This is a genomic window from Symbiopectobacterium purcellii, from assembly GCF_019797845.1.
GTDB lineage: Bacteria > Pseudomonadota > Gammaproteobacteria > Enterobacterales > Enterobacteriaceae > Symbiopectobacterium > Symbiopectobacterium purcellii.
Genome location: NZ_CP081864.1, coordinates 4,399,189 through 4,417,731, shown reverse-complemented (window position 1 = coordinate 4,417,731; position 18,543 = coordinate 4,399,189). Strand labels below are relative to the sequence as shown.

The 18,543-nt window shown below is 54.9% G+C and carries 14 protein-coding genes and 1 pseudogene; 7 read left to right on the top strand and 8 right to left on the bottom strand.

Annotated elements, in window-relative coordinates; translation table 11 throughout:
• Nucleotides 1–66: 66 nt before the first annotated feature.
• The 4 genes from K6K13_RS20550 to K6K13_RS23480 all read right to left on the bottom strand — a co-directional run bounded on the left by K6K13_RS20550 (nucleotide 67) and on the right by K6K13_RS23480 (nucleotide 4,272).
• Nucleotides 67–1,419, bottom strand: a complete 1,353-nt coding sequence (locus K6K13_RS20550) for an aminotransferase class III-fold pyridoxal phosphate-dependent enzyme (protein WP_222158618.1) — start codon at nucleotides 1,417–1,419, stop codon at nucleotides 67–69.
• Between the two features lie 71 nt (nucleotides 1,420–1,490).
• Complete coding sequence (locus K6K13_RS20545) at nucleotides 1,491–2,960, bottom strand: APC family permease (protein ID WP_252120367.1); 1,470 nt, start codon at nucleotides 2,958–2,960, stop codon at nucleotides 1,491–1,493.
• A 103-nt stretch (nucleotides 2,961–3,063) separates the two neighbouring features.
• Nucleotides 3,064–4,026, bottom strand: a complete 963-nt coding sequence (locus K6K13_RS20540) for a helix-turn-helix domain-containing protein (protein WP_222158617.1) — start codon at nucleotides 4,024–4,026, stop codon at nucleotides 3,064–3,066.
• A gap of 117 nt (nucleotides 4,027–4,143) precedes the next feature.
• Entirely contained in the window at nucleotides 4,144–4,272 is a 129-nt protein-coding gene (locus tag K6K13_RS23480) for a hypothetical protein (RefSeq protein ID WP_286206774.1), read from the bottom strand.
• Between the two features lie 125 nt (nucleotides 4,273–4,397).
• Between K6K13_RS23480 and K6K13_RS20535 the strand changes: the two genes are divergently transcribed.
• The 4 genes and pseudogenes from K6K13_RS20535 (at nucleotide 4,398) to K6K13_RS20520 (ending at nucleotide 9,134) form a co-directional block, all read left to right on the top strand.
• Nucleotides 4,398–5,120 (top strand): DUF3053 domain-containing protein, encoded by a 723-nt coding sequence (locus K6K13_RS20535; RefSeq protein WP_222158616.1) that lies wholly within the window; start codon nucleotides 4,398–4,400, stop codon nucleotides 5,118–5,120.
• A gap of 342 nt (nucleotides 5,121–5,462) precedes the next feature.
• Nucleotides 5,463–7,364 (top strand): PTS mannitol transporter subunit IICBA, encoded by a 1,902-nt coding sequence (locus K6K13_RS20530; RefSeq protein WP_222158615.1) that lies wholly within the window; start codon nucleotides 5,463–5,465, stop codon nucleotides 7,362–7,364.
• Nucleotides 7,365–7,429: 65 nt separating this feature from the next.
• Complete coding sequence (locus K6K13_RS20525) at nucleotides 7,430–8,578, top strand: mannitol-1-phosphate 5-dehydrogenase (protein ID WP_222161204.1); 1,149 nt, start codon at nucleotides 7,430–7,432, stop codon at nucleotides 8,576–8,578.
• 24 nt (nucleotides 8,579–8,602) lie between these two features.
• Nucleotides 8,603–9,134, top strand: a pseudogene (locus tag K6K13_RS20520) (MltR family transcriptional regulator).
• A gap of 118 nt (nucleotides 9,135–9,252) precedes the next feature.
• Here the strand turns inward: K6K13_RS20520 and K6K13_RS20515 are convergent.
• From K6K13_RS20515 to fdhD, 3 genes are all read right to left on the bottom strand, one after another.
• Nucleotides 9,253–11,142 carry a methyl-accepting chemotaxis protein gene (locus K6K13_RS20515; RefSeq protein ID WP_222158614.1) on the bottom strand — a complete coding sequence of 630 codons (1,890 nt, stop codon included), beginning with the start codon at nucleotides 11,140–11,142 and terminating at the stop codon, nucleotides 9,253–9,255.
• 486 nt (nucleotides 11,143–11,628) lie between these two features.
• Nucleotides 11,629–12,252 (bottom strand): superoxide dismutase [Mn], encoded by a 624-nt coding sequence (sodA, locus tag K6K13_RS20510; RefSeq protein WP_222158613.1) that lies wholly within the window; start codon nucleotides 12,250–12,252, stop codon nucleotides 11,629–11,631.
• Between the two features lie 285 nt (nucleotides 12,253–12,537).
• The gene (gene fdhD / locus K6K13_RS20505) at nucleotides 12,538–13,350 is read right to left on the bottom strand and encodes a formate dehydrogenase accessory sulfurtransferase FdhD (protein WP_222158612.1); all 813 of its coding nucleotides are present in this window, start codon (nucleotides 13,348–13,350) and stop codon (nucleotides 12,538–12,540) included.
• A gap of 287 nt (nucleotides 13,351–13,637) precedes the next feature.
• On the opposite strand from fdhD, the gene exaC reads away from it, so the two are divergent.
• The 3 genes from exaC (at nucleotide 13,638) to K6K13_RS20490 (ending at nucleotide 16,865) form a co-directional block, all read left to right on the top strand.
• Nucleotides 13,638–15,176, top strand: coding sequence for an acetaldehyde dehydrogenase ExaC (gene exaC, locus K6K13_RS20500; RefSeq protein ID WP_222158611.1), 1,539 nt, complete (start codon nucleotides 13,638–13,640; stop codon nucleotides 15,174–15,176).
• A 143-nt stretch (nucleotides 15,177–15,319) separates the two neighbouring features.
• Entirely contained in the window at nucleotides 15,320–15,772 is a 453-nt protein-coding gene (locus K6K13_RS20495; RefSeq protein ID WP_252120366.1) for a GNAT family N-acetyltransferase, read from the top strand.
• Nucleotides 15,773–15,872: 100 nt separating this feature from the next.
• Nucleotides 15,873–16,865 carry an acyltransferase gene (locus K6K13_RS20490; RefSeq protein WP_222158610.1) on the top strand — a complete coding sequence of 331 codons (993 nt, stop codon included), beginning with the start codon at nucleotides 15,873–15,875 and terminating at the stop codon, nucleotides 16,863–16,865.
• Here the strand turns inward: K6K13_RS20490 and xylB are convergent.
• Nucleotides 16,862–18,331 carry a xylulokinase gene (gene xylB / locus K6K13_RS20485; protein WP_222158609.1) on the bottom strand — a complete coding sequence of 490 codons (1,470 nt, stop codon included), beginning with the start codon at nucleotides 18,329–18,331 and terminating at the stop codon, nucleotides 16,862–16,864. The genes K6K13_RS20490 and xylB overlap by 4 nt on opposite strands.
• Between the last annotated feature and the right edge of the window lie 212 nt (nucleotides 18,332–18,543).

The following is an 18,543-nucleotide window of genomic DNA, read 5'->3' as shown; positions in this document are numbered from 1 at the left end:
CGTGTAGCATCTAAACAAATAAGGGCCGTTCATGCAGGAACGGCCCTTTTTTCTACCGCTGCCTTGCTATCGATCTTCCTTCTCAAACGCCGTTTGCAGTGCCAGCACCAGCGTATCGCAACCGGCTTTATCGATAGTTAACGGTGGTGCCAGCACCAGTTTCGGTCCGACCGGACGTACCACCGCGCCCGCATCGCGTGCCGCTTCTGCAATACGAAATGCCAGTCCGTTATCCGGCGCCAATGTGCGCTTGCTCGCTTTGTCCTCCACCAGATCTAGCGCCAGCATCAGCCCTTTGCCCCGTACGTTGCCCACGGAGCGAAAGCGTGACTCAAACGGCAGCAGTTGACCCAGCAAGTATTCCCCCTGGTGTGCGGCATTGGCTGGCAGATTCTCCTGCTCAACAATATCCAACACCGCCAACCCGGCGGCGCAGGCTAACGGGTGGCCGCCGTAGGTGAAGCCGGTCATCAATAATCCACGCGCATCGCGGTTGTCCAGATAGGCCGCTTCGATACGCTGATTCAGCACGGTAGCCGACAGCGGTACATATCCGGCGGTGAGCGCTTTGGCGAACACCATGATGTCTGGTTTTACGCCCCAACCGCGTGAACCAAACATCGCCCCGCTGCGGCCAAATCCGGTGACCACTTCATCGGCGATTAGCAGCACGCCGTATTTATCACAGATCTCGCGCACCAGCGGCCAGAAGTTAGCCGGTGGCACAATCACACCGCCTGCACCCTGCACCGGCTCGGCGATAAACGCGGCGACGGTATCCGGGCCGTAATAAAGAATTTCACGCTCTAACTGCTCAGCCACCAATTTGCCTAACGTATCGGGATCGTCGCAGTTCCACGGGTTGCGATACTGCCAGGGCGATTCGATCTGCGTACAGCCTTCCAGCATTGGGCCATAGTTAAGACGATAAATCGGCAGGCCAGACACCGAGGTGCCACCCATGTGTACGCCGTGATAGGCATTCTTCAGTGAGATAAAGCGCGTGCGTTGCGGCTTGCCTTGCAAAATCCAGTACTGGCGCGCCACCTTGAGGGCGGTTTCCACACCGTCCGAGCCGCCCATGCCGTACAGCACCCGCCGCATATCTTCTTGCTGTGTCATCTGAATGAGGCGATTAGACAGCGCTTCGGCCATCGGGTGGCTGACGCCGTCAAACAGTTGGTAGTAAGCCAGTTCATCCATCTGTTTGGTGATGGCGGCTTTCACTTCTGGGCGATTGTGGCCGACGTTGACGCACCACAGCCCGGCGAAGCCATCGAGCATTTTTCGCCCTTTATCATCCCAGATGTAGAGGCCATCGCCTTTAACAATGCGCAGCGGTTCGCGTTCGGCCCAGTCATTCGGGTGTGCCATCGGGTGCCAAAAACGGTAATCGGTATGGTTATAGGGTGTTGTCATTGTGAACTCCATGAAATCAGATGACGGTGAGCCGTTGTCGCCGGAGCGACAACGGACGAATCCGCGTGGCGTTACAGGGTTTCGACCATCTGGCCGATGCGTGAATAGCGCTCGGGGCTCAAGCGACGCAGGAAGTGCGCACTCATAAACCCGGCAAACGCCACCATCAGCACCAGATAGGGCAGCGATGACACCACCGGCGAGGAAGAGCCGCTCAGTACGTCGAGGTTATTGACCACCAGCGCCAGCGTCGCCAGCATGCCGAGGGCGGAGAGAGCTGGAGCGATCAGGCGGCTCCAGCGTGACACCGGCAGCGCAGGATTACGCTGGAAGTAGGCGAGAACGGCGAGCGAGACGCTGAATTGCAGCACCAGAATCGACATGCTGCCCAAGGCGGAAGCCCAGGAGAAAACGTTCGCCATCGGGTCTAACTGCGCCAGGGCGAACAGCGCGGTGGCGCACAGCATAAACGCGCCTTGCACCAGGCTGGCGATATAGGGCGTATGGTGCGTGCGGTGGGTTTTTGCCATTTTCGACCACAGCAAACCGTCACGGCTAATGGCAAACAGATAGCGAGACAGCGTGTTATGGAACGCCTGTGTGGCGGCAAACAGGCTGGTGATCAGTAAGACCGACATCACCTGTATATCCCACGGGCCAAGCACCTGTTCGGTGACGGTAAACACAAACATCCCGGGATCCTTGGCGGCGAGCTCAGCAACGTGAGCAGCCCCCGCATATTGTACAAATGCCCAACCGGAGAGGGCGAAAAAGCTGGTGATCAGCACCACGGCGAGCAGCGTGGCGCGTGGGATTATCTTGGCCGGTTGCCGACACTCTTCCGAGTAGATCGCGGTCGCTTCAAAGCCGATAAAAGAGCAAATGGCGAAGATCATCGCAATGCCCACGTCGCCATGAAACACGGTGGACGGAGCAAATGCGCTGATATCAAAGGCAATAGGCTGGGTAACAATGGCGGCGTCAACCAGCAGTACAATGCCGACTTCCATCAGCATCAATATCCCGAGCACTTTGCCGCCCAGCTCAACTTTGGCAATGCCGAGCGCGACGACCGCTGCTTGCATCAGCAGTGAGAACAGCCACCAGGGCGCTACAACGCCAGTGTGCATCTGCACGAACTGCGCGAAGAAGAAGCCAAACATGGCCGTGACGGCAAGCTGAATGGCGGTATAGGCCAACAGTGCGATGCCGAGCCCGGCGATACCACTGTGGGTGCCCAGCCCTTGTGCGATATAGGCGTAGAACGCGCCAGCGTTTACCACATAACGGCTCATGGCGATAAAGCCAAAACTGAAAATAAGTAGCAGCGCGCCCGCCAGGACATAAACACCGGGCACACCTGCGCCGTTGCCTGCCATAAAGGCGACGGGTAAGCCCCCGACCACGCCAGTTAAGGGCGATGCGGCGGCAATAACAAAAAAGATGATCGACCAAAGGCCAAGGCTGCCTTTTTGCAGTTGGTTCCCCTGCGGCAATGCCGTCTGGGGCAGCGCGTGCGCTGATGAAGCGTGCTGTGCCATGTTCCGTTCCCCTACGTGATGGTTCATGGTCAGTCTATGAAGGGCTCTGGCGTGTGCGTTATCGAAATCTGGCAAACTTGAATGTGACTTATAGTCATCAACTTCAGATCAAATGATGAACCGCTCGCCGCGTGTGAGAGGGCAGTTCAGCAAACAGACGTTTGTAGTCAGCGGTAAACTGCGACAGGTGCCAGAAGCCCCACTTGGAGGCAATTTCGCTGATCTGCGCGTACTCTCCTTCCATCACCAGCATGCGTTTCACCCCGTTGAGTCGCATGTTTTTCAGGAATACGGCAGGGCTTTGGCCCGTGACGGTTTCAAAACAGTTTTGCAGGGTGCGACGCGAGGTGTGGGTCAGCTGGCACAGCTCATCCATGGTCAGTGGCCGATCGCGATGGGCGATCAGCGCGTCCTGCGCTTTGGTGACGACACGCTGCGCTTTTTGCAGAGAAGGGCGCACGCTGATGGTCTGCGTGCCGACGGCAGTGAAAAAGGCAAAGGCAAGCTCGCGAATATCGCTGAGAAATTGCAGTCGCGCCTGCCGTTGCGCAAATTGCAGCGGGTGTTCCATCACGCTGTGCAACATGGCCAGAATGTGCTCGCGCAGCCGGTTGGCAAGGAGATCGTGATGAATGGCGTAGACCCGGTGCGGCAGTTCATCGGTGATATCCGATAACAGCGCCAAAGGAATGCTCAGTACCAATAGCGAAGAGGTTTCCGGCGTTTGCAGCATCAACTCGCCTCCGTCGTAGGACCAGGTGATGTCCTGTTGCGTCAGGCTGCTTCCCATCCAGCGCGCTTCTCCCGACAGCGCATTAAACACCCCGAGGCAGAGCGTGCCCGTTCGGCCCTGGCCGCGTTGAAACACCGACTGTGACAGTTGCTCCTGGTAGAACTGTACGCCGTCCAGCCAGGCTTCTTTCAGGCTACCTTCAAAGCGCCCGTGAGAAATCTGGTCATAGCGTAATGACCAGTCGGTCAGCAGTTGACTGTGTTGTGCCAGTTCCTGAATGCGCGATGCGCAACGAAAACCGTTTTGTTCACCAAGATGAAGTACGGGTGTCATCGTCTGTCTTTCCTGCGTCGTGCTGGGATATACCCACTGAGCAAGAATCACGCCAGCGTAATAGCAAAAAATGGCAGATTTTATCTCTGCGTTTCGGGTCTGTGAGTGATGTTTTTGCTACATATAGCCGTAAAACAGCGGGAAATAGAGTGATTCCTGCCATAGGCGCGTTTTACGCTGTGGCGTTGCACCGTTATGGGGGCATTGCTCAATTTTGCAGCAGCGCGCGATTATCTGCCATTGCACCCTGAGTATCCCGGTGGCGTGGCAGAAAAACGAGGGTATCGCGCTGATTCGACTATGCTTAGGGATAAGGCGGAGCAATGTGGTCCGCTTCTTTACCGAATAAGACGTGCGATAAGGAGTATGGCATGACGATAACAACGGGGTGGCGCTCGCGCTGGCTATTGCCAGTGCTGGCGTTGGGTATGGTGTTCCAACTGACGGCTTGCGGTGATAGCGAAGCGGATCAGCGCAAGGCGTTTATCACGGTATTGCAAAGCGTGCCATCGCAACCGGGTAGCGTGCCGCCTGCACTGAGTGACGATCAGAAAAAACGGTTAGGACCTTTTGCCAACGATTACGCCATCTTAACCACCTTTTCCCAGCAGTTGCGTCAAAGCATGGCGGTGAGCCTCAAACCGTTATTGGAGCACGTTTCTCAGATTCGTGTGCCGCAGGATTATTTGACGCAGCGTGACGGCGTGCGTAGCGCCGTCGGCGCGATAAATCTGCTGGGGCAGCAGGTGCAGGCGGCAAAAACCCAGGCAGATTCAGCCCGGCGTAATCTGAGCCAGCCGCAAGAGGTGCAAGTGCTGTATGAGCGCGTGTACTCGCAGGTAGTGATCCAACCGGCGGCGGCATTGGGGAACGTGGTGCCGACCGCCGCCACCTTGGCACAGCAGTTGGCGCAGGTGGGCGACTTCCTTGCGGCTCAGGGCAAGCAGGTTACTTTTGTGGGAAATCAGGTGCAGTTTGAAACGGCGCAGCAGGCGGCACGTTACAACGCGCTGATTACGCCTCTGGCAACACAGCAACGCGATTTGATGAACGGATTACCGCCACTATTACCGTTGTTGAAACCATCGCTATAGGGCAATAACGCGAGGTTGTGATGATATTTAGTGATGTTGATCACATAACCAAAACAAAATCACGGTGTTGTAATGTGATTGAGGTCACATTGTGCTGCCGTTGATGCGGATGGTGATGCGTCGAATCAACCGCATTCGGTGATTTTATGTGAACTCAGTCACTAAAATGTAGCAATGATGTGGGGATTATGTGTGATGTTTGTCACATATGGCCGTCAGGTTGCGGTATCAAACCGACGTGCTAGAGTCCGCACGATCTCTACCGACGGAAGGCAGTCACACCGTCTCACGATAATGACCACACGCGCTTGCGATCGCGCGTTTGAATAGGGGTGTGTTTTTATGCTCACAGCAGATACAAAGGTCAAAGTTCAGAATTTTGGCCGCTTCCTGAGCAACATGGTAATGCCTAATATCGGCGCGTTTATCGCTTGGGGCCTGATTACTGCGTTGTTTATTCCCACTGGCTGGCTGCCGAATGCAACGCTCGCCAAGCTGGTGGGACCGATGATCACCTATCTGCTGCCGCTGCTTATCGGTTACACCGGCGGCCGTTTGGTGGCGGGCGATCGCGGTGGCGTGGTCGGTGCTATCACCACGATGGGGGTGATCGTCGGTGTCGATATGCCGATGTTCCTCGGCGCAATGATCGTCGGCCCGTTGGGCGGATGGGCCATCAAACGTTTTGACCGCGCTGTTGATGGTAAAATCAAAAGCGGTTTTGAAATGCTGGTCAACAACTTCTCGGCCGGTATTATCGGCATGTTGTTGGCTATATTGGCATTTTGGGCTATTGGTCCGCTGGTAGAAGGGTTATCGAAAATCCTGGCGGCGGGCGTAAACCTGATGGTGCAGACCAACCTGCTGCCGTTGGCCTCTATTTTTGTCGAACCGGCCAAAATTCTGTTCCTGAATAACGCCATTAACCACGGTATCTTCTCGCCGCTGGGTATCCAACAAGCGACGGAAACCGGTAAGTCTATTTTCTTCCTGATTGAAGCCAACCCGGGTCCGGGTATGGGTGTGCTGATGGCCTATATGTTCTTTGGCCGCGGTAATGCGAAAGAGTCCGCACCGGGCGCTGCCATTATCCACTTCCTGGGCGGTATCCACGAAATCTACTTCCCGTATGTTCTGATGAACCCGCGTCTGCTGATTGCGGTGATTCTGGGCGGTATGACGGGCGTGTTCACGCTGAACTTGCTGGGCGGTGGTCTGGTTTCTCCGGCTTCTCCGGGCTCTATTCTGGCTGTGTTGGCGATGACGCCGAAAGGGGCTTATTTTGCCAATATCGTGGCGATTGCTGCCGCGTTTGCCGTCTCCTTTGTGCTGTCAGCGATTCTGCTGAAAAGCACCAAGGTAAAAGAGGGTGACGATCTCGATGAAGCCACACGCCGTGTGCAAGAGATGAAAGCGGCCTCCAAAGGCGGTTCAGTGCCTACCGGCATCAGCGGCGATCTGAGCACCGTGCGCAAAATCATTGTGGCCTGTGATGCCGGCATGGGCTCCAGCGCCATGGGGGCTGGCGTACTGCGCAAGAAAGTACAAGATGCCGGGCTGACGCAAATATCGGTCACCAATACCGCCATCAACAGCTTGCCTGAGGATGTCGATCTGGTGATTACGCACCGTGATTTGACCGAACGTGCCCTACGCCATGCGCCGCAAGCACAGCATATCTCGCTGACCAACTTCCTCGACAGCCAGTTGTACAGCGATCTGGTGAGCCGTCTGGCCGCCGCTCAGCCTGCGGGTGGCAGCGCTGCTGCTGCACCGGTTGTTGAACCGCAAGCCGCCACCTTGTTCCAACTGGGGGCTGCTAACGTATTCCTGAACTTGCAGGCGAGTGATAAAGAGCAGGCGATTCGCTTTGCCGGTGAGCAACTGGTGAAAGGTGGCTACGTTGAGCCGGAATATGTGGATGCGATGTTGGCGCGTGAAAAACTGACCTCGACCTATCTGGGCGAATCCATCGCCGTGCCGCATGGCACCATTGAAGCCAAAGATCGCGTGCTGAAAACCGGCATCGTCTTCTGCCAATATCCGCAGGGGGTGCGCTTTGGTGATGATGAGGATGACGTCGCAAAATTGGTGATCGGTATCGCGGCGCGTAATAACGAACATATTGCGGTGATCACCCGCCTGACCAATGCGCTGGACGATGACACCGTGATTGCCCGTTTGGCGCAGACCCAGGATGTGCAGGAAGTGCTAGACCTGCTCTCCGAGAAAAAGAGTGCCTGATGCATCGGCAGCGCCGCCTTCGGGCGGCCTCTTTTTTTGCCATTGTTTTTAAAGGTTAACGCATGATGAAAGCTTTACATTTTGGTGCCGGAAATATCGGCCGCGGGTTTATCGGAAAACTGCTGGCAGATGCCAACATTGAACTTACCTTTGCCGATGTGAATCAGCCACTGCTAGATGCCATCAACAGCCGTAAGCAGTATCAGGTGAAAGTGGTCGGCGAGCAGGCGCAGTTGGAAACGGTCAGCAATGTCAGCGCGGTGCACAGCGCCAGCCCAGACGCTGTGGCGCTGATTGCCGAGGCCGATGTGGTGACGACGGCGGTAGGGCCGCAAATTCTAGAAAAAATTGCGGGTGCCATTGCTCAGGGTTTGGTGAAGCGCCATGCGCAGGGCAACACGCGCCCACTGAATATCATCGCTTGCGAAAATATGGTGCGCGGGACCACGCAATTAAAGCAACACGTCTGGAAGCATTTGCCGGAAAACGAGCAGGCATGGGTCAACGAGCATGTAGGTTTTGTTGATTCGGCGGTAGACCGTATTGTTCCACCGGTGGAAGCGAACCAGGACGATCCCTTGGCCGTGACGGTAGAAACTTTCAGTGAATGGATTGTCGACCAAACCCAATTCGTCGGGCCGCTACCGCAGATAGCGGGTATGGAATTAACCGACAATCTGATGGCATTTGTTGAACGTAAGCTGTTTACACTCAATACCGGCCACGCCATTACCGCGTATCTGGGGCAGCAGGCTCGTCATCAGACGATCCGCGATGCCATTTTGGATACCGAGGTGTGCGCTGTGGTGCGTGGGGCGATGGAAGAGAGCGGGGCTGTGCTGATTAAGCGTTACGGTTTTGATGCCGAGAAGCATGCTGCCTATATCAACAAGATTTTGAGCCGCTTCGAAAACCCTTATCTGCATGACGATGTGGAGCGCGTTGGACGTCAGCCGTTGCGTAAACTCAGTGCAGGCGATCGCCTGATCAAACCGCTGCTGGGCACGCTGGAATACCAACTGCCCAATGACAACCTGATTATCGGTATCGCGGCGGCGATGCATTACCGCAGCGAGCAGGACCCGCAGGCGCAGGAACTGGCAGTGCTGTTGGCTAACCTGGGGCCACAGGCTACGTTGGCACAAATTTCTGGTCTGGATGTGCAGAGTAAGGTTGTGGAGCAAGCAGTGAGTGTGTATAACGCCATGCAATAATTTGCGCCGTTCGGCAGGGACGTTATGATGGAAGAAACTCAAGCCTTTGAGAATCGCGTGCTGGAATCCCTCAATGCGGCGAAAACCGTGCGCAGCTTTATGCTAAAAGCGGTTGAGCTGTTGGCGGAAGCCGTGAGTATTCTCATGCTGCAAATCTTCCGTAAAGACGATTATGCGGTGAAATACGCGGTAGAGCCGCTAATGACCGGCAGCGGGCCATTAGGGGACCTCTCGGTGCGTTTGAAGCTGATTTACTCTGGGCATGATCAGCCGTAAAGAGTATGAAGACGCTGAGTTGGTGATGGAGTTAGGGGAAGAATTATTCCACGACGAAAACGACTATCGTTTTACCGATGATGAGATTCTCGGGCCGATTGCCGAACTGCACTGTGTGACGGCGTTGCCGCATCCTCCTGAACGGCTAATGGGAGGGGAACCTGCCGACCCCTTGTTGATTCCGATGCAGCAGCAGCGTTATCAGCAAGTAGTGCGTTCCACGCTGGTACTTTCTCTGACGGCATTAATCTCGCAGGTTAGCCTTAAGAAAGCCTTTTAGGTTTGTGATTCAGAACGTCGACGGGCGGTGCGTTTTTGATAGCGCACCGCCCGTTTTTTTACGACGCGGAATGTTATATCAACCTTATTTCGGGTTGGTTGATGCTTACTGCGGGTATTTACCGTTGGTAGTTGAGCTGTGCCGGGCGTTCGCCATAGCCGAGGGCGGGAGTAGCACCGTCTGCGGCCTGTGTAAGGCGAAATACTGATACTGCTTCCGTCAACACCTGCGTTTGTTCTTCCAGAGAGTTTGCGGCGGCGGCGGATTGTTCGACCAATGCGGCGTTCTGCTGTGTGGTGCCATCCATTTCCGCAATCGCTTGACTGACCTGAGCAATACCACGGCTCTGCTCTTCAGATGCGGTGGCGATCTCGCCCATGATATCGTGCACCTGCGTTACTGATTTCACGATGTTATCCATGGTCTTGCCCGCGTTGGTAACCAGATTGGCGCCCTGACTGATTTGCGTGACGGACTCGCTGATGAGCCCTTCAATCTCTTTAGCGGCTTGTGAACTGCGCTGTGCCAGATTGCGCACTTCGCCAGCAACCACGGCAAAACCACGTCCTTGCTCCCCGGCGCGCGCTGCTTCGACCGCTGCGTTCAGCGCCAGAATGTTGGTCTGGAAGGCAATGCTATTGATGACTGAAGTGATTTCGGCAATACGCTTGGAACTTTGTTCGATACCCACCATGGTTTGCACCACATGGCCTACCTGTTCGCCACCCTGTTTGGCCGTTTGCGAAGCACTCACCACCAGCTTGTTGGCATGGTTGGCGTTATCCGCATTTTGCTTCACGGTGGCAGTCAGTTGCTCCATGCTGGCCGCCGTTTGCTCAACGGCTGCCGCCTGCTGTTCGGTACGAGAAGAGAGATCGGTGTTACCGGCGACGATCTCGCTGGCTGCCGTTGAGATTTGACCAACGCCAACGCGGATATCATCAATCATTTGGTGCAGATTGCCGTTCATTTTTGCCATGGCATTCAACAACTGACCCAATTCATCACGGCGTGAGGTCGACATGTTCATGGTCAGATCCCCCGTGGCAATGCGCTCGGCGATGGTGAGCGTATGGTTGAGCGGCGCAGTGATTTGTCGTGAAATAAACCAGGCGATCAGCAGACCCGCCAGCAGCGTGATCAGCGCCGTTACGGTCAACTGAATTTCTGAGGTGCGCACATTGTGGTCGGTTTGCTGTAGCTGTGCGTTAAGCAGTTCGGTGATGCGATCGCTCAGCGCTACGGCGATGTCGTTCATCTGCGTGACGCTGTCCATCTCCTTCTGGTAAGCCGGCATGTAAGAGAGCACCTGCTCCTCATAATGGTTCATGGTGTTCAGAACCGGGTCCAGCGTTTCCCGTTGCTCGACGGAAAGGCTCTGGCTCAGGAAGGTCAATGCCGTTTGTGCTTCATTGATGGCGTCGGTCAGCGTTTCTTCTGCTGCCTTGCTGCGTTCCAACAACAAATTGTCCAGATGGAAGCGCACTGTCATCAGCTTGGTTTTGAAATCGGCCAGCAGCAGTTGCTGTGATTGGCTATCGCCCGTCGCGCGCAATTGATCGTCAAGCTTGCTCATGGCCTGATCGATACCGTCCAGGCTCCAGCTTTTTCTGACGTTATCTTTGGTGCCCACGGCATCCAGATAGTTTTGGCGCTGCTGCTTGTAGCTGTTGATCGTGGTTACGATGCTATCGAGCGTTTTGCTATCCTGAGCAGACCAGCTTAACGTCTTGGCCTGGGCGACCAGCGTATTGATGTTGTCGATATGAATACTGTTTTGTTTAATGTCGTTCAGATCGTAATTGGCACCAAAGCGGGCACGATAATATTTAGCCTGATTAACTTCGGTATTAATCTGATTACTCAAATTAACTTTTTGAATACTCTCTTGTAACGACTCAATGTAGCTAATTCCTCGGCCCGCAATCAGTGCGGTTAACAGCAGTACCAAAAAGAACCCCAGCCCTAATTTCTTACCGACGTTGATATTTTCAAACTTGATAGCCATTCTGTTTTCCACTGTGTGTGAAGCCAAACAATGGCGTCTATCCGGGGAGCGCACAAGCTCACGCTGTGCGATGGGGTGTCAGACACCGGGGTGTCAGGCTGAAGGCACGTCAGGAAAGAAAGACAAGCTCCGTGTCAGCGTGTGGCTAGGTACCGTATTGCACTGTACAAGCCGTATTCACCTTCCCATGGTAAAAGTCCGGATGGGATAGACTGCCTACCTCAGACAGCAGGGACTGCTATCTGATGCGGTGTTAATCGCCATAATCCGGGTACAAGGCAGCGTACGCCGCAAAGGAGGCAGCACAAAACACAGCATGATTTCGGCGAGTTAACCTTGGCAGCATAAATGAAAAACGCGCCTTTAAAAAATTTTTAATTGTTTAAATGTAAGAAAGATGAATCGAGTCAGCGGGGAAAAAGCAAAAAAAAACCGAAATAACATTTTGTTATTTCGGTTTCATGCGTTTTATATCGTCAGGACAAATTATTTGGCAGCAGCAAAACGTGCAGCCGCTTCGTCCCAGTTCACCACGTTCCAGAACGCTTTGATGTAATCCGGACGACGGTTTTGATATTTCAGGTAGTAAGCGTGTTCCCACACGTCCAGCGCGACGATCGGGTAACCGGATGCGCCAGACACAGCTTCACCCATCAGCGGACTATCCTGGTTAGCAGTAGAAACCACGGCCAGTTTGCCGTCTTCTTTCAATACCAGCCACGCCCAGCCTGAACCGAAACGGGTAGCAGCCGCTTGCTCAAATTTTTCTTTGAAAGCATCAACGCTGCCGAAATCGCGTTCGATAGCCGCTTTCAGGTCGCCACCCAGCGTGGTGCCCAGTTTCAGGCCTTTCCAGAACAGGCTGTGGTTAGCGTGGCCGCCAGCGTTGTTACGCAGTACCGCTTTTTTCTCGGCCGGTACTTTATCCAGTTTGGCGATCAGCTCTTCTGCGGAGAGGCTAGCGAATTCCGGCAGACTTTCCAGAGCTGCGTTAGCGTTATTGACGTAAGCCTGGTGGTGCTTGGAGTGATGGATTTCCATCGTTTGTTTGTCGAAATGCGGTTCCAGCGCGTCATAAGCGTAAGGCAGGGATGGCAGTGAATAACTCATATTTATCATCTCCATAGTTGTACTACTAAATAATCGCGAGCGTGCTTGGTCTTGGTTGTGGCGCGCGCGTGATAGCCAGGTACGGCACGCCTCAAGCGGTAGTGGTTAACAAACAACCGTTTGTTAGCGTCGCGTAATCATGAGGTTCATTATAGTTAATTAAATGATCTTGAAAACGATTATTCGCGTCGCCATCACACAGCGTTCTCACGTTTACCCACGGAAAACAAACGGTTATATCATTGTTGCCTAAGCTAAAAACAGATTAATCTATCCGCAGTGGCCTTATGCACTGTCGAGCAGGCGCTGTGGATGGGTATAAACGGTCGCCCGTCCTGGGCGGCAAAAGCCCACTAGCGTCAGGTTGCAGTGCTCAGCCACATCAATGGCGAGCGACGTCGCCGCTGAAACGGCAAACAGGATCTCGACGCCGCACATCGCGGCTTTTTGCACCATCTCATAGCTGGCACGGCTGGAAACCAACACGGCACCCGAGTGCCAGGGGCTTGTCGCGCGCACGCCCAGCAGTTTATCGAGCGCCACGTGGCGACCGACATCTTCGCAGCCGCCCAAAATAGTCCCTTCACCGGAAAGCCAGGCCGCCGCATGGGTAGAACCGGTCAATTGGCCGATATGCTGCACGTCTTTGAGTTGTTTTAATGCACCGTCCAGGTGATTTAGCGAGAAGGTTTGCGTGAAGGGCAGCGGTGTGACCGGCTTGCCTATCTCTTCTAACTGTTCAACACCACACACGCCGCAGCCGGTGCGACCGTTCATGGCGCGACGGCGCTCTTTTAGCCCGGAAAAGCGGCGGCTGGAAAGCTCTATCTGGACTTCAATACCATTACAGACCGGCTGCACGTCCATGCCGTAAATCTCTTGCGGTGACGTGATGATGCCTTCCGACAGGGAAAAACCTAATGCAAAGGCTTCCAGATCTTTTGGCGTAGCCATCATCACCACATGGGAAATGCCGTTGTACACCAGTGCGACCGGCACTTCTTCCGCCAGCCAGTCAGTTTTGGCCTGAGACAGGCTGCCTTGATGGCGTACCGTTCGTTGGCATGCGCCCTCGAGCGCAGGGATCGCTTCTTCCACGTATTATCCCCATAAGATGTTCATTCTGGAGTAGAAAGCCATTATTTCACCCCACCGGGTGCGATGCGAGTTTTATCGTGGCACGCGGTGTGTTGCCTGTGGTCCAGGGCACAAAAAGGGAGGCAAAGTGTGCGTTTCCTCGAAGAGTCGCTAAACAGCGCGGCAGGAAAGCCGATTTGTGTATACGCTTGGTAGACCGTCCTTGATGTTAGCAATTTTTTGCATATTGGCTCTGTTTTCATCGCGGCCTGGCCGCGTAACCCTACGGCGAAGAACAGGAGACCGCAATGGCGCATCACACCGCTGAAGACCGGGTCGCGCCCGGCACCTATGCTTACCCCCTCAATCTGAAAAAACGCTATGACAACTTTATTGGCGGCACCTGGGTGCCTCCGGTCAGTGGCGACTATTTCGTTAACCTGACGCCTGTCACCGGGCAACCCCTGTGCGAAGTCGCCAGCTCCGGTATGCGTGATGTCGACCATGCGCTGGATGCCGCCCATAATGCCAAGGCAGAGTGGGGCGAGATGTCGGTACAGGAGCGCGCCTTGCTGCTGAACCGGATTGCGGATCGCATGGAGGAGAACCTGGAACTGCTGGCGTATGCGGAAACCTGGGATAACGGCAAACCGATTCGTGAAACCTTAGGGGCTGATGTGCCGTTGGCCATCGACCATTTCCGCTACTTTGCCGCCTGTGCCCGCGCGCAGGAAGGGGCGATCAGCGAAATCGACAAGGATACGGTCGCTTACCATTTTCACGAACCGCTGAGCGTGGTGGGGCAGATTATTCCATGGAATTTCCCCCTGCTGATGGCCTGCTGGAAAATGGCTCCGGCGCTGGCGGCAGGTAATTGCATCGTGCTTAAACCGGCGAAATTGACGCCGCTCTCCGTGCTGATGCTGATGGAGTTGATTCAGGATTTATTGCCACCGGGTGTGGTCAACGTGGTGAATGGCTCTGGCAGTGAGATTGGTGAATATCTGGCGACGTCGCCGCGCATCGCTAAAGTGGCGTTTACCGGCTCCACCGAAGTCGGACAACAAATTATGAGCTATGCGGCGCGCAATGTGGTGCCTGTGACGCTGGAATTGGGTGGGAAATCCCCCAATATCTTTTTTGCTGACGTGATGGACAAAGAAGACAGCTATTTCGATAAGGTGTTGGAAGGCTTCACGCTGTTTGCCTTTAATCAGGGGGAAGTCTGTACCTGCCCAAGCCGGGCATTGATTCAGGAATCTATTTACGACCGTTTTATGGAACGGGCGATAAGACGGGTCGAAGCCATCCGCATTGGTAACCCCCTGGACAGTCAGACCATGATGGGGGCTCAGGTATCGGAAGGCCAGTTGAAAACCATCCTTGATTATATTGAGGTGGGTAAGCAGGAAGGCGCACGTATCCTGACCGGTGGGCGGCGCAAAGCGTTGTCGGATGCATTGACGCAGGGCTACTATCTGGAGCCGACCGTGTTGTTCGGAAAGAACAGCATGCGCGTGTTTCAGGAGGAAATTTTTGGTCCGGTACTCGCGGTCACCACGTTTAAAACCATGGATGATGCGCTGGAGATCGCCAACGATACCCACTATGGATTGGGCGCCGGGGTGTGGAGCCGTAATAGCAACATCGCCTATCGTATGGGGCGGGGCATTCAGGCGGGGCGTGTGTGGACCAACTGCTATCATGCCTATCCGGCACATGCGGCCTTTGGCGGCTACAAACAGTCAGGCATTGGCCGTGAAAATCACAAGATGATGCTGGAGCACTACCAGCAAACCAAGTGCTTGTTGGTGAGTTACTCCGACAAACCGCTCGGGTTATTCTGAGGGGGGCGTTATCGATCTGGGCGTTGCTGACAAACTGTCTTACTGTCACCGTCATCCCCGGCTTTCACCGACGATGACATGTGGCGTCTGAACGCCCGTCTACGACGGGCGTTGTATTTTGTTCTATCACGAAGGAACGTTGTGTGAAGATAATTTCTGTGCGTGAAACACCGCACTGGGCGGCAGAAGCTACGGCTTATTTTCAGGAACAGTGGGCATCCGAAGAGACGATGATGTTGTATCAGGATGCGATTGAACGCTCGCTAACGGCAGCGAACCCGCGACCACAATGGTATCTGCTGGTTGAAGACGAGCGGATTGTTGGCTGTGCTGGGCTGATTACCAATGATTTCATTAGCCGGATGGAGCTTTACCCCTGGCTTTGTGCGCTTTATGTAGAACCTGACTGTCGTTCTCGTGGTCTTGCTCGCCAATTGATTCGTCATGCCGCCGATGAAGCGAGAAAACACGGTTTCACCCATTTGCATCTGTGTACCGATCTGGTTGGATTCTACGAGCAAGCCGGATTTGTCTATGCCGGAGAGGGCTATCACCCATGGGGAGAATCATCGCGCGTCTACTCATTCGCGTTGTGATGTCAGGCGGTCGCCATAACGACATTTCCAGACACCCGGCCATTGAGGCATACCCGTAGTGGGGCTACCCTTATGCTGCTAAAGACGAAAGGGGAGCCTCATGTCGGACAAGATAGGCTGGGTCGATAACCTACGCGCTGTAGCCTGCCTGATGGTAGTGTTGATCCACAGTACCACCTATTACATAACGGCGGCAGGCATGCCGGGCGAGCGCCATTGGGATGTGGCAAACCTGCTAAATTCCGCGTGCCGGGTGGGTGTTCCGCTGTTCTTTATGATTTCCGGCTACCTGTTTTTTGGCGAGCGGCGGGCGGAAAAAAAGCACCTGTTGCGTATTGGCCTCTGCCTGCTGTTTTACAGCGCAGTAGCCCTAGCGTATATGGCGCTGCTGACACCTATTCATGCAGGCAACGCGCTACGATTGTTCTGGCAAAAGCCGGGCTTTTATCACCTGTGGTTTTTCTATGCCATTCTGGTTATCTATCTGCTATCGCCGCTAATACGGGTTCCCCCGGTGTCAGGACGATACCTTGCCGTAGTGGTATTGGTTCTGGCCGTTGTCGCTAATCCTAATACGCCTGAACTGACGATAGGGCATACCCCGTTGTTACCGGTCAATGTGTATATCGCGGGCGACACCTTTTACTACCTGCTGTATGCGGTGATGGGGCGTGCTTTGGGGACGTTAACGCCTACGCGTTGGGTCACGTTGGGAGCCGCACCGTTGTTCGTTGCCTCCGTGCTGCTGATTGCGATGGGCACCTCGCAGCAGACGTTAGCCAACGATAACTTTACCCAAACGTTCTACCTCTATGCTAACCCGTTGGTGTTTATTGCGGCGGTATGCCTGATGATCCTGTTCAAAGCTCCCGCATTGAGCGCCCCTTTCCCCGGATTTTCGTTTATTTCCCGCCATTCTCTGGCTATTTATGGCTTCCATGCCCTGATTATTCATTTTATTCGTACTCGCGATCTGGCCCTGAAAGGGTGGCCGATACTGGATATCTTTTACGTTTTTACCTGCGCGGTGGCGTGCAGCATGTTGCTCTCTCTGTTGGTACAGCGATGCGACATTCGGCGTTGGGTCAGTTAATGGGTATCGTTCATCAACGGACGCAGCTGCTGGTAGAGCATACGAAACGTTTCTCGTTGCTGCGCATAGCGGGCGTGCTGTGCGGCATCGGGTTGGTGAACCTGCTCCAGAGGCAGCGGTGGCAACAGGTCGGCCAGCGAGATAGCAGGATTCACGGCGCTTTGTGCTAGCCGTGCCGCCCCCAGTGCGGGGCCGACATCGCCACCGGTGCGGTATTCCAGCGTCTGTCCGCTGATATCCGCCAGCATTTGACGCCAGTAGGCGCTGCGCGCACCACCGCCAATCAAGGTAATGCTGGAGGGGCGCAGCCCGGTCATGTGCAGCACGTCCATGCCATCGGCAAGCGCGAACCCAACGCCTTCCAGCACGGCGCGCGCCAGTTCTGCCCGTCCATGCTGGTGAGTGAGCCCCCAAAAAGCGCCTTTTGCCTGCGGATTATTGTGCGGGGTGCGCTCGCCTGAAAGGTAGGGGAGGAACCAGACGGGGGGGATGCTGGTATTGACAGTGGCCTGTGCCGCTTCTTCCAGTAATTGCGGTACGCTTTCGGCATGGGTCAATCGGGCGGCCCAATCCAGACATGATGCCGCGCTTAACATCACCGACATCAAGTGCCAGGTGCCCGGCAAGGCATGGCAGAAGCTGTGCACCGCGTGCTGCGGGTTGCTGAGGAAGCCATCGCTGACGGCAAAATAGACGCCGGATGTGCCCAGTGACAGCATGGCTTGCCCGGCTTGCCACAGACCGACCCCGACGGCACCCGCTGCGTTATCGCCGCCACCGGCAACCACCGGGACGCTATTCATGTTCCAGCGCTGTGCCTGTGCGTCAGAAAGGTAGCCGGTTATCTGATTGCCCTCAAACAAGTCAGGCATGGCCTCGCGATCAAGCGAACAGGTGGCGAGCAGCGCATCACTCCAGTCCCGTTTCCCGACATCAAGCCACATCGTACCGGCGGCATCCGACATGTCGCTGGCACATTCACCCGTCATACGCCAGCGCAGGTAGTCTTTGGGTAACAGCACTTTATCAATCTGTCGAAAACATGCGGGCTCATGTTCCTGAACCCATTTCAGTTTGGGGGCGGTGAAGCCCGGCATCATCAGGTTACCGGTAATCTGGCGAGAATCCGGCACCCGTTGTTCCAATGTGTGGCATTGGGTGGCACTGCGGCCATCGTTCCACAGCATTGCGGGGCGCAATACCCGATGCTGTTTGTCGAGCAAGGTTGCGCCATGCATTTGCCCTGTCAGGCCGATGGCCTTAACGGCATGCAAATCGTACTGTGTTGCCAGCGCTTGCACCGTGGCATCGGTTGCCGCCCACCATGCCTCAGGCGATTGCTCAGACCAGAGCGGATGGGGGCGGGATACCGTTAACGGCGCGCTTTGCGCGGCAATAACGCTGCCTTCCTCATTCAAAAGAAGCGTCTTAACGCCGGATGTGCCGAGATCGATACCCATATACATAGTGTGAGATCCTTGGTTAGAGACCTGCCGACTTGCCCGTCATACTTCAAGTTGCAGATGCGTTGTCTGTACTCATTATTCGGCCCATTCCTGGCCTCACCGCTCACGAGGCCACTGCAAGCAGCGTTCAAATCTGCTCCTGGCAGATTTGTCACCCGAATCACTTACTTCAGTAAGCTCATTGGGATGCTCTCCCTTGCCGCATTACGAGA

Bases quoted from the DNA above. Each gene is read 5' to 3' on its own strand.
- K6K13_RS20540 (WP_222158617.1), bottom strand. From the start codon at position 4,026: ATGACACCCGTACTTCATCTTGGTGAACAAAACGGTTTTCGTTGCGCA.
- K6K13_RS20515 (WP_222158614.1), bottom strand. From the start codon at position 11,142: ATGGCTATCAAGTTTGAAAATATCAACGTCGGTAAGAAATTAGGGCTG.
- exaC (WP_222158611.1), top strand. From the start codon at position 13,638: ATGGCGCATCACACCGCTGAAGACCGGGTCGCGCCCGGCACCTATGCT.
- K6K13_RS20525 (WP_222161204.1), top strand. From the start codon at position 7,430: ATGAAAGCTTTACATTTTGGTGCCGGAAATATCGGCCGCGGGTTTATC.
- xylB (WP_222158609.1), bottom strand. From the start codon at position 18,331: ATGTATATGGGTATCGATCTCGGCACATCCGGCGTTAAGACGCTTCTT.
- sodA (WP_222158613.1), bottom strand. From the start codon at position 12,252: ATGAGTTATTCACTGCCATCCCTGCCTTACGCTTATGACGCGCTGGAA.
- K6K13_RS20530 (WP_222158615.1), top strand. From the start codon at position 5,463: ATGCTCACAGCAGATACAAAGGTCAAAGTTCAGAATTTTGGCCGCTTC.
- K6K13_RS20490 (WP_222158610.1), top strand. From the start codon at position 15,873: ATGTCGGACAAGATAGGCTGGGTCGATAACCTACGCGCTGTAGCCTGC.
- K6K13_RS20550 (WP_222158618.1), bottom strand. From the start codon at position 1,419: ATGACAACACCCTATAACCATACCGATTACCGTTTTTGGCACCCGATG.
- K6K13_RS20535 (WP_222158616.1), top strand. From the start codon at position 4,398: ATGACGATAACAACGGGGTGGCGCTCGCGCTGGCTATTGCCAGTGCTG.
- K6K13_RS20545 (WP_252120367.1), bottom strand. From the start codon at position 2,960: ATGGCACAGCACGCTTCATCAGCGCACGCGCTGCCCCAGACGGCATTG.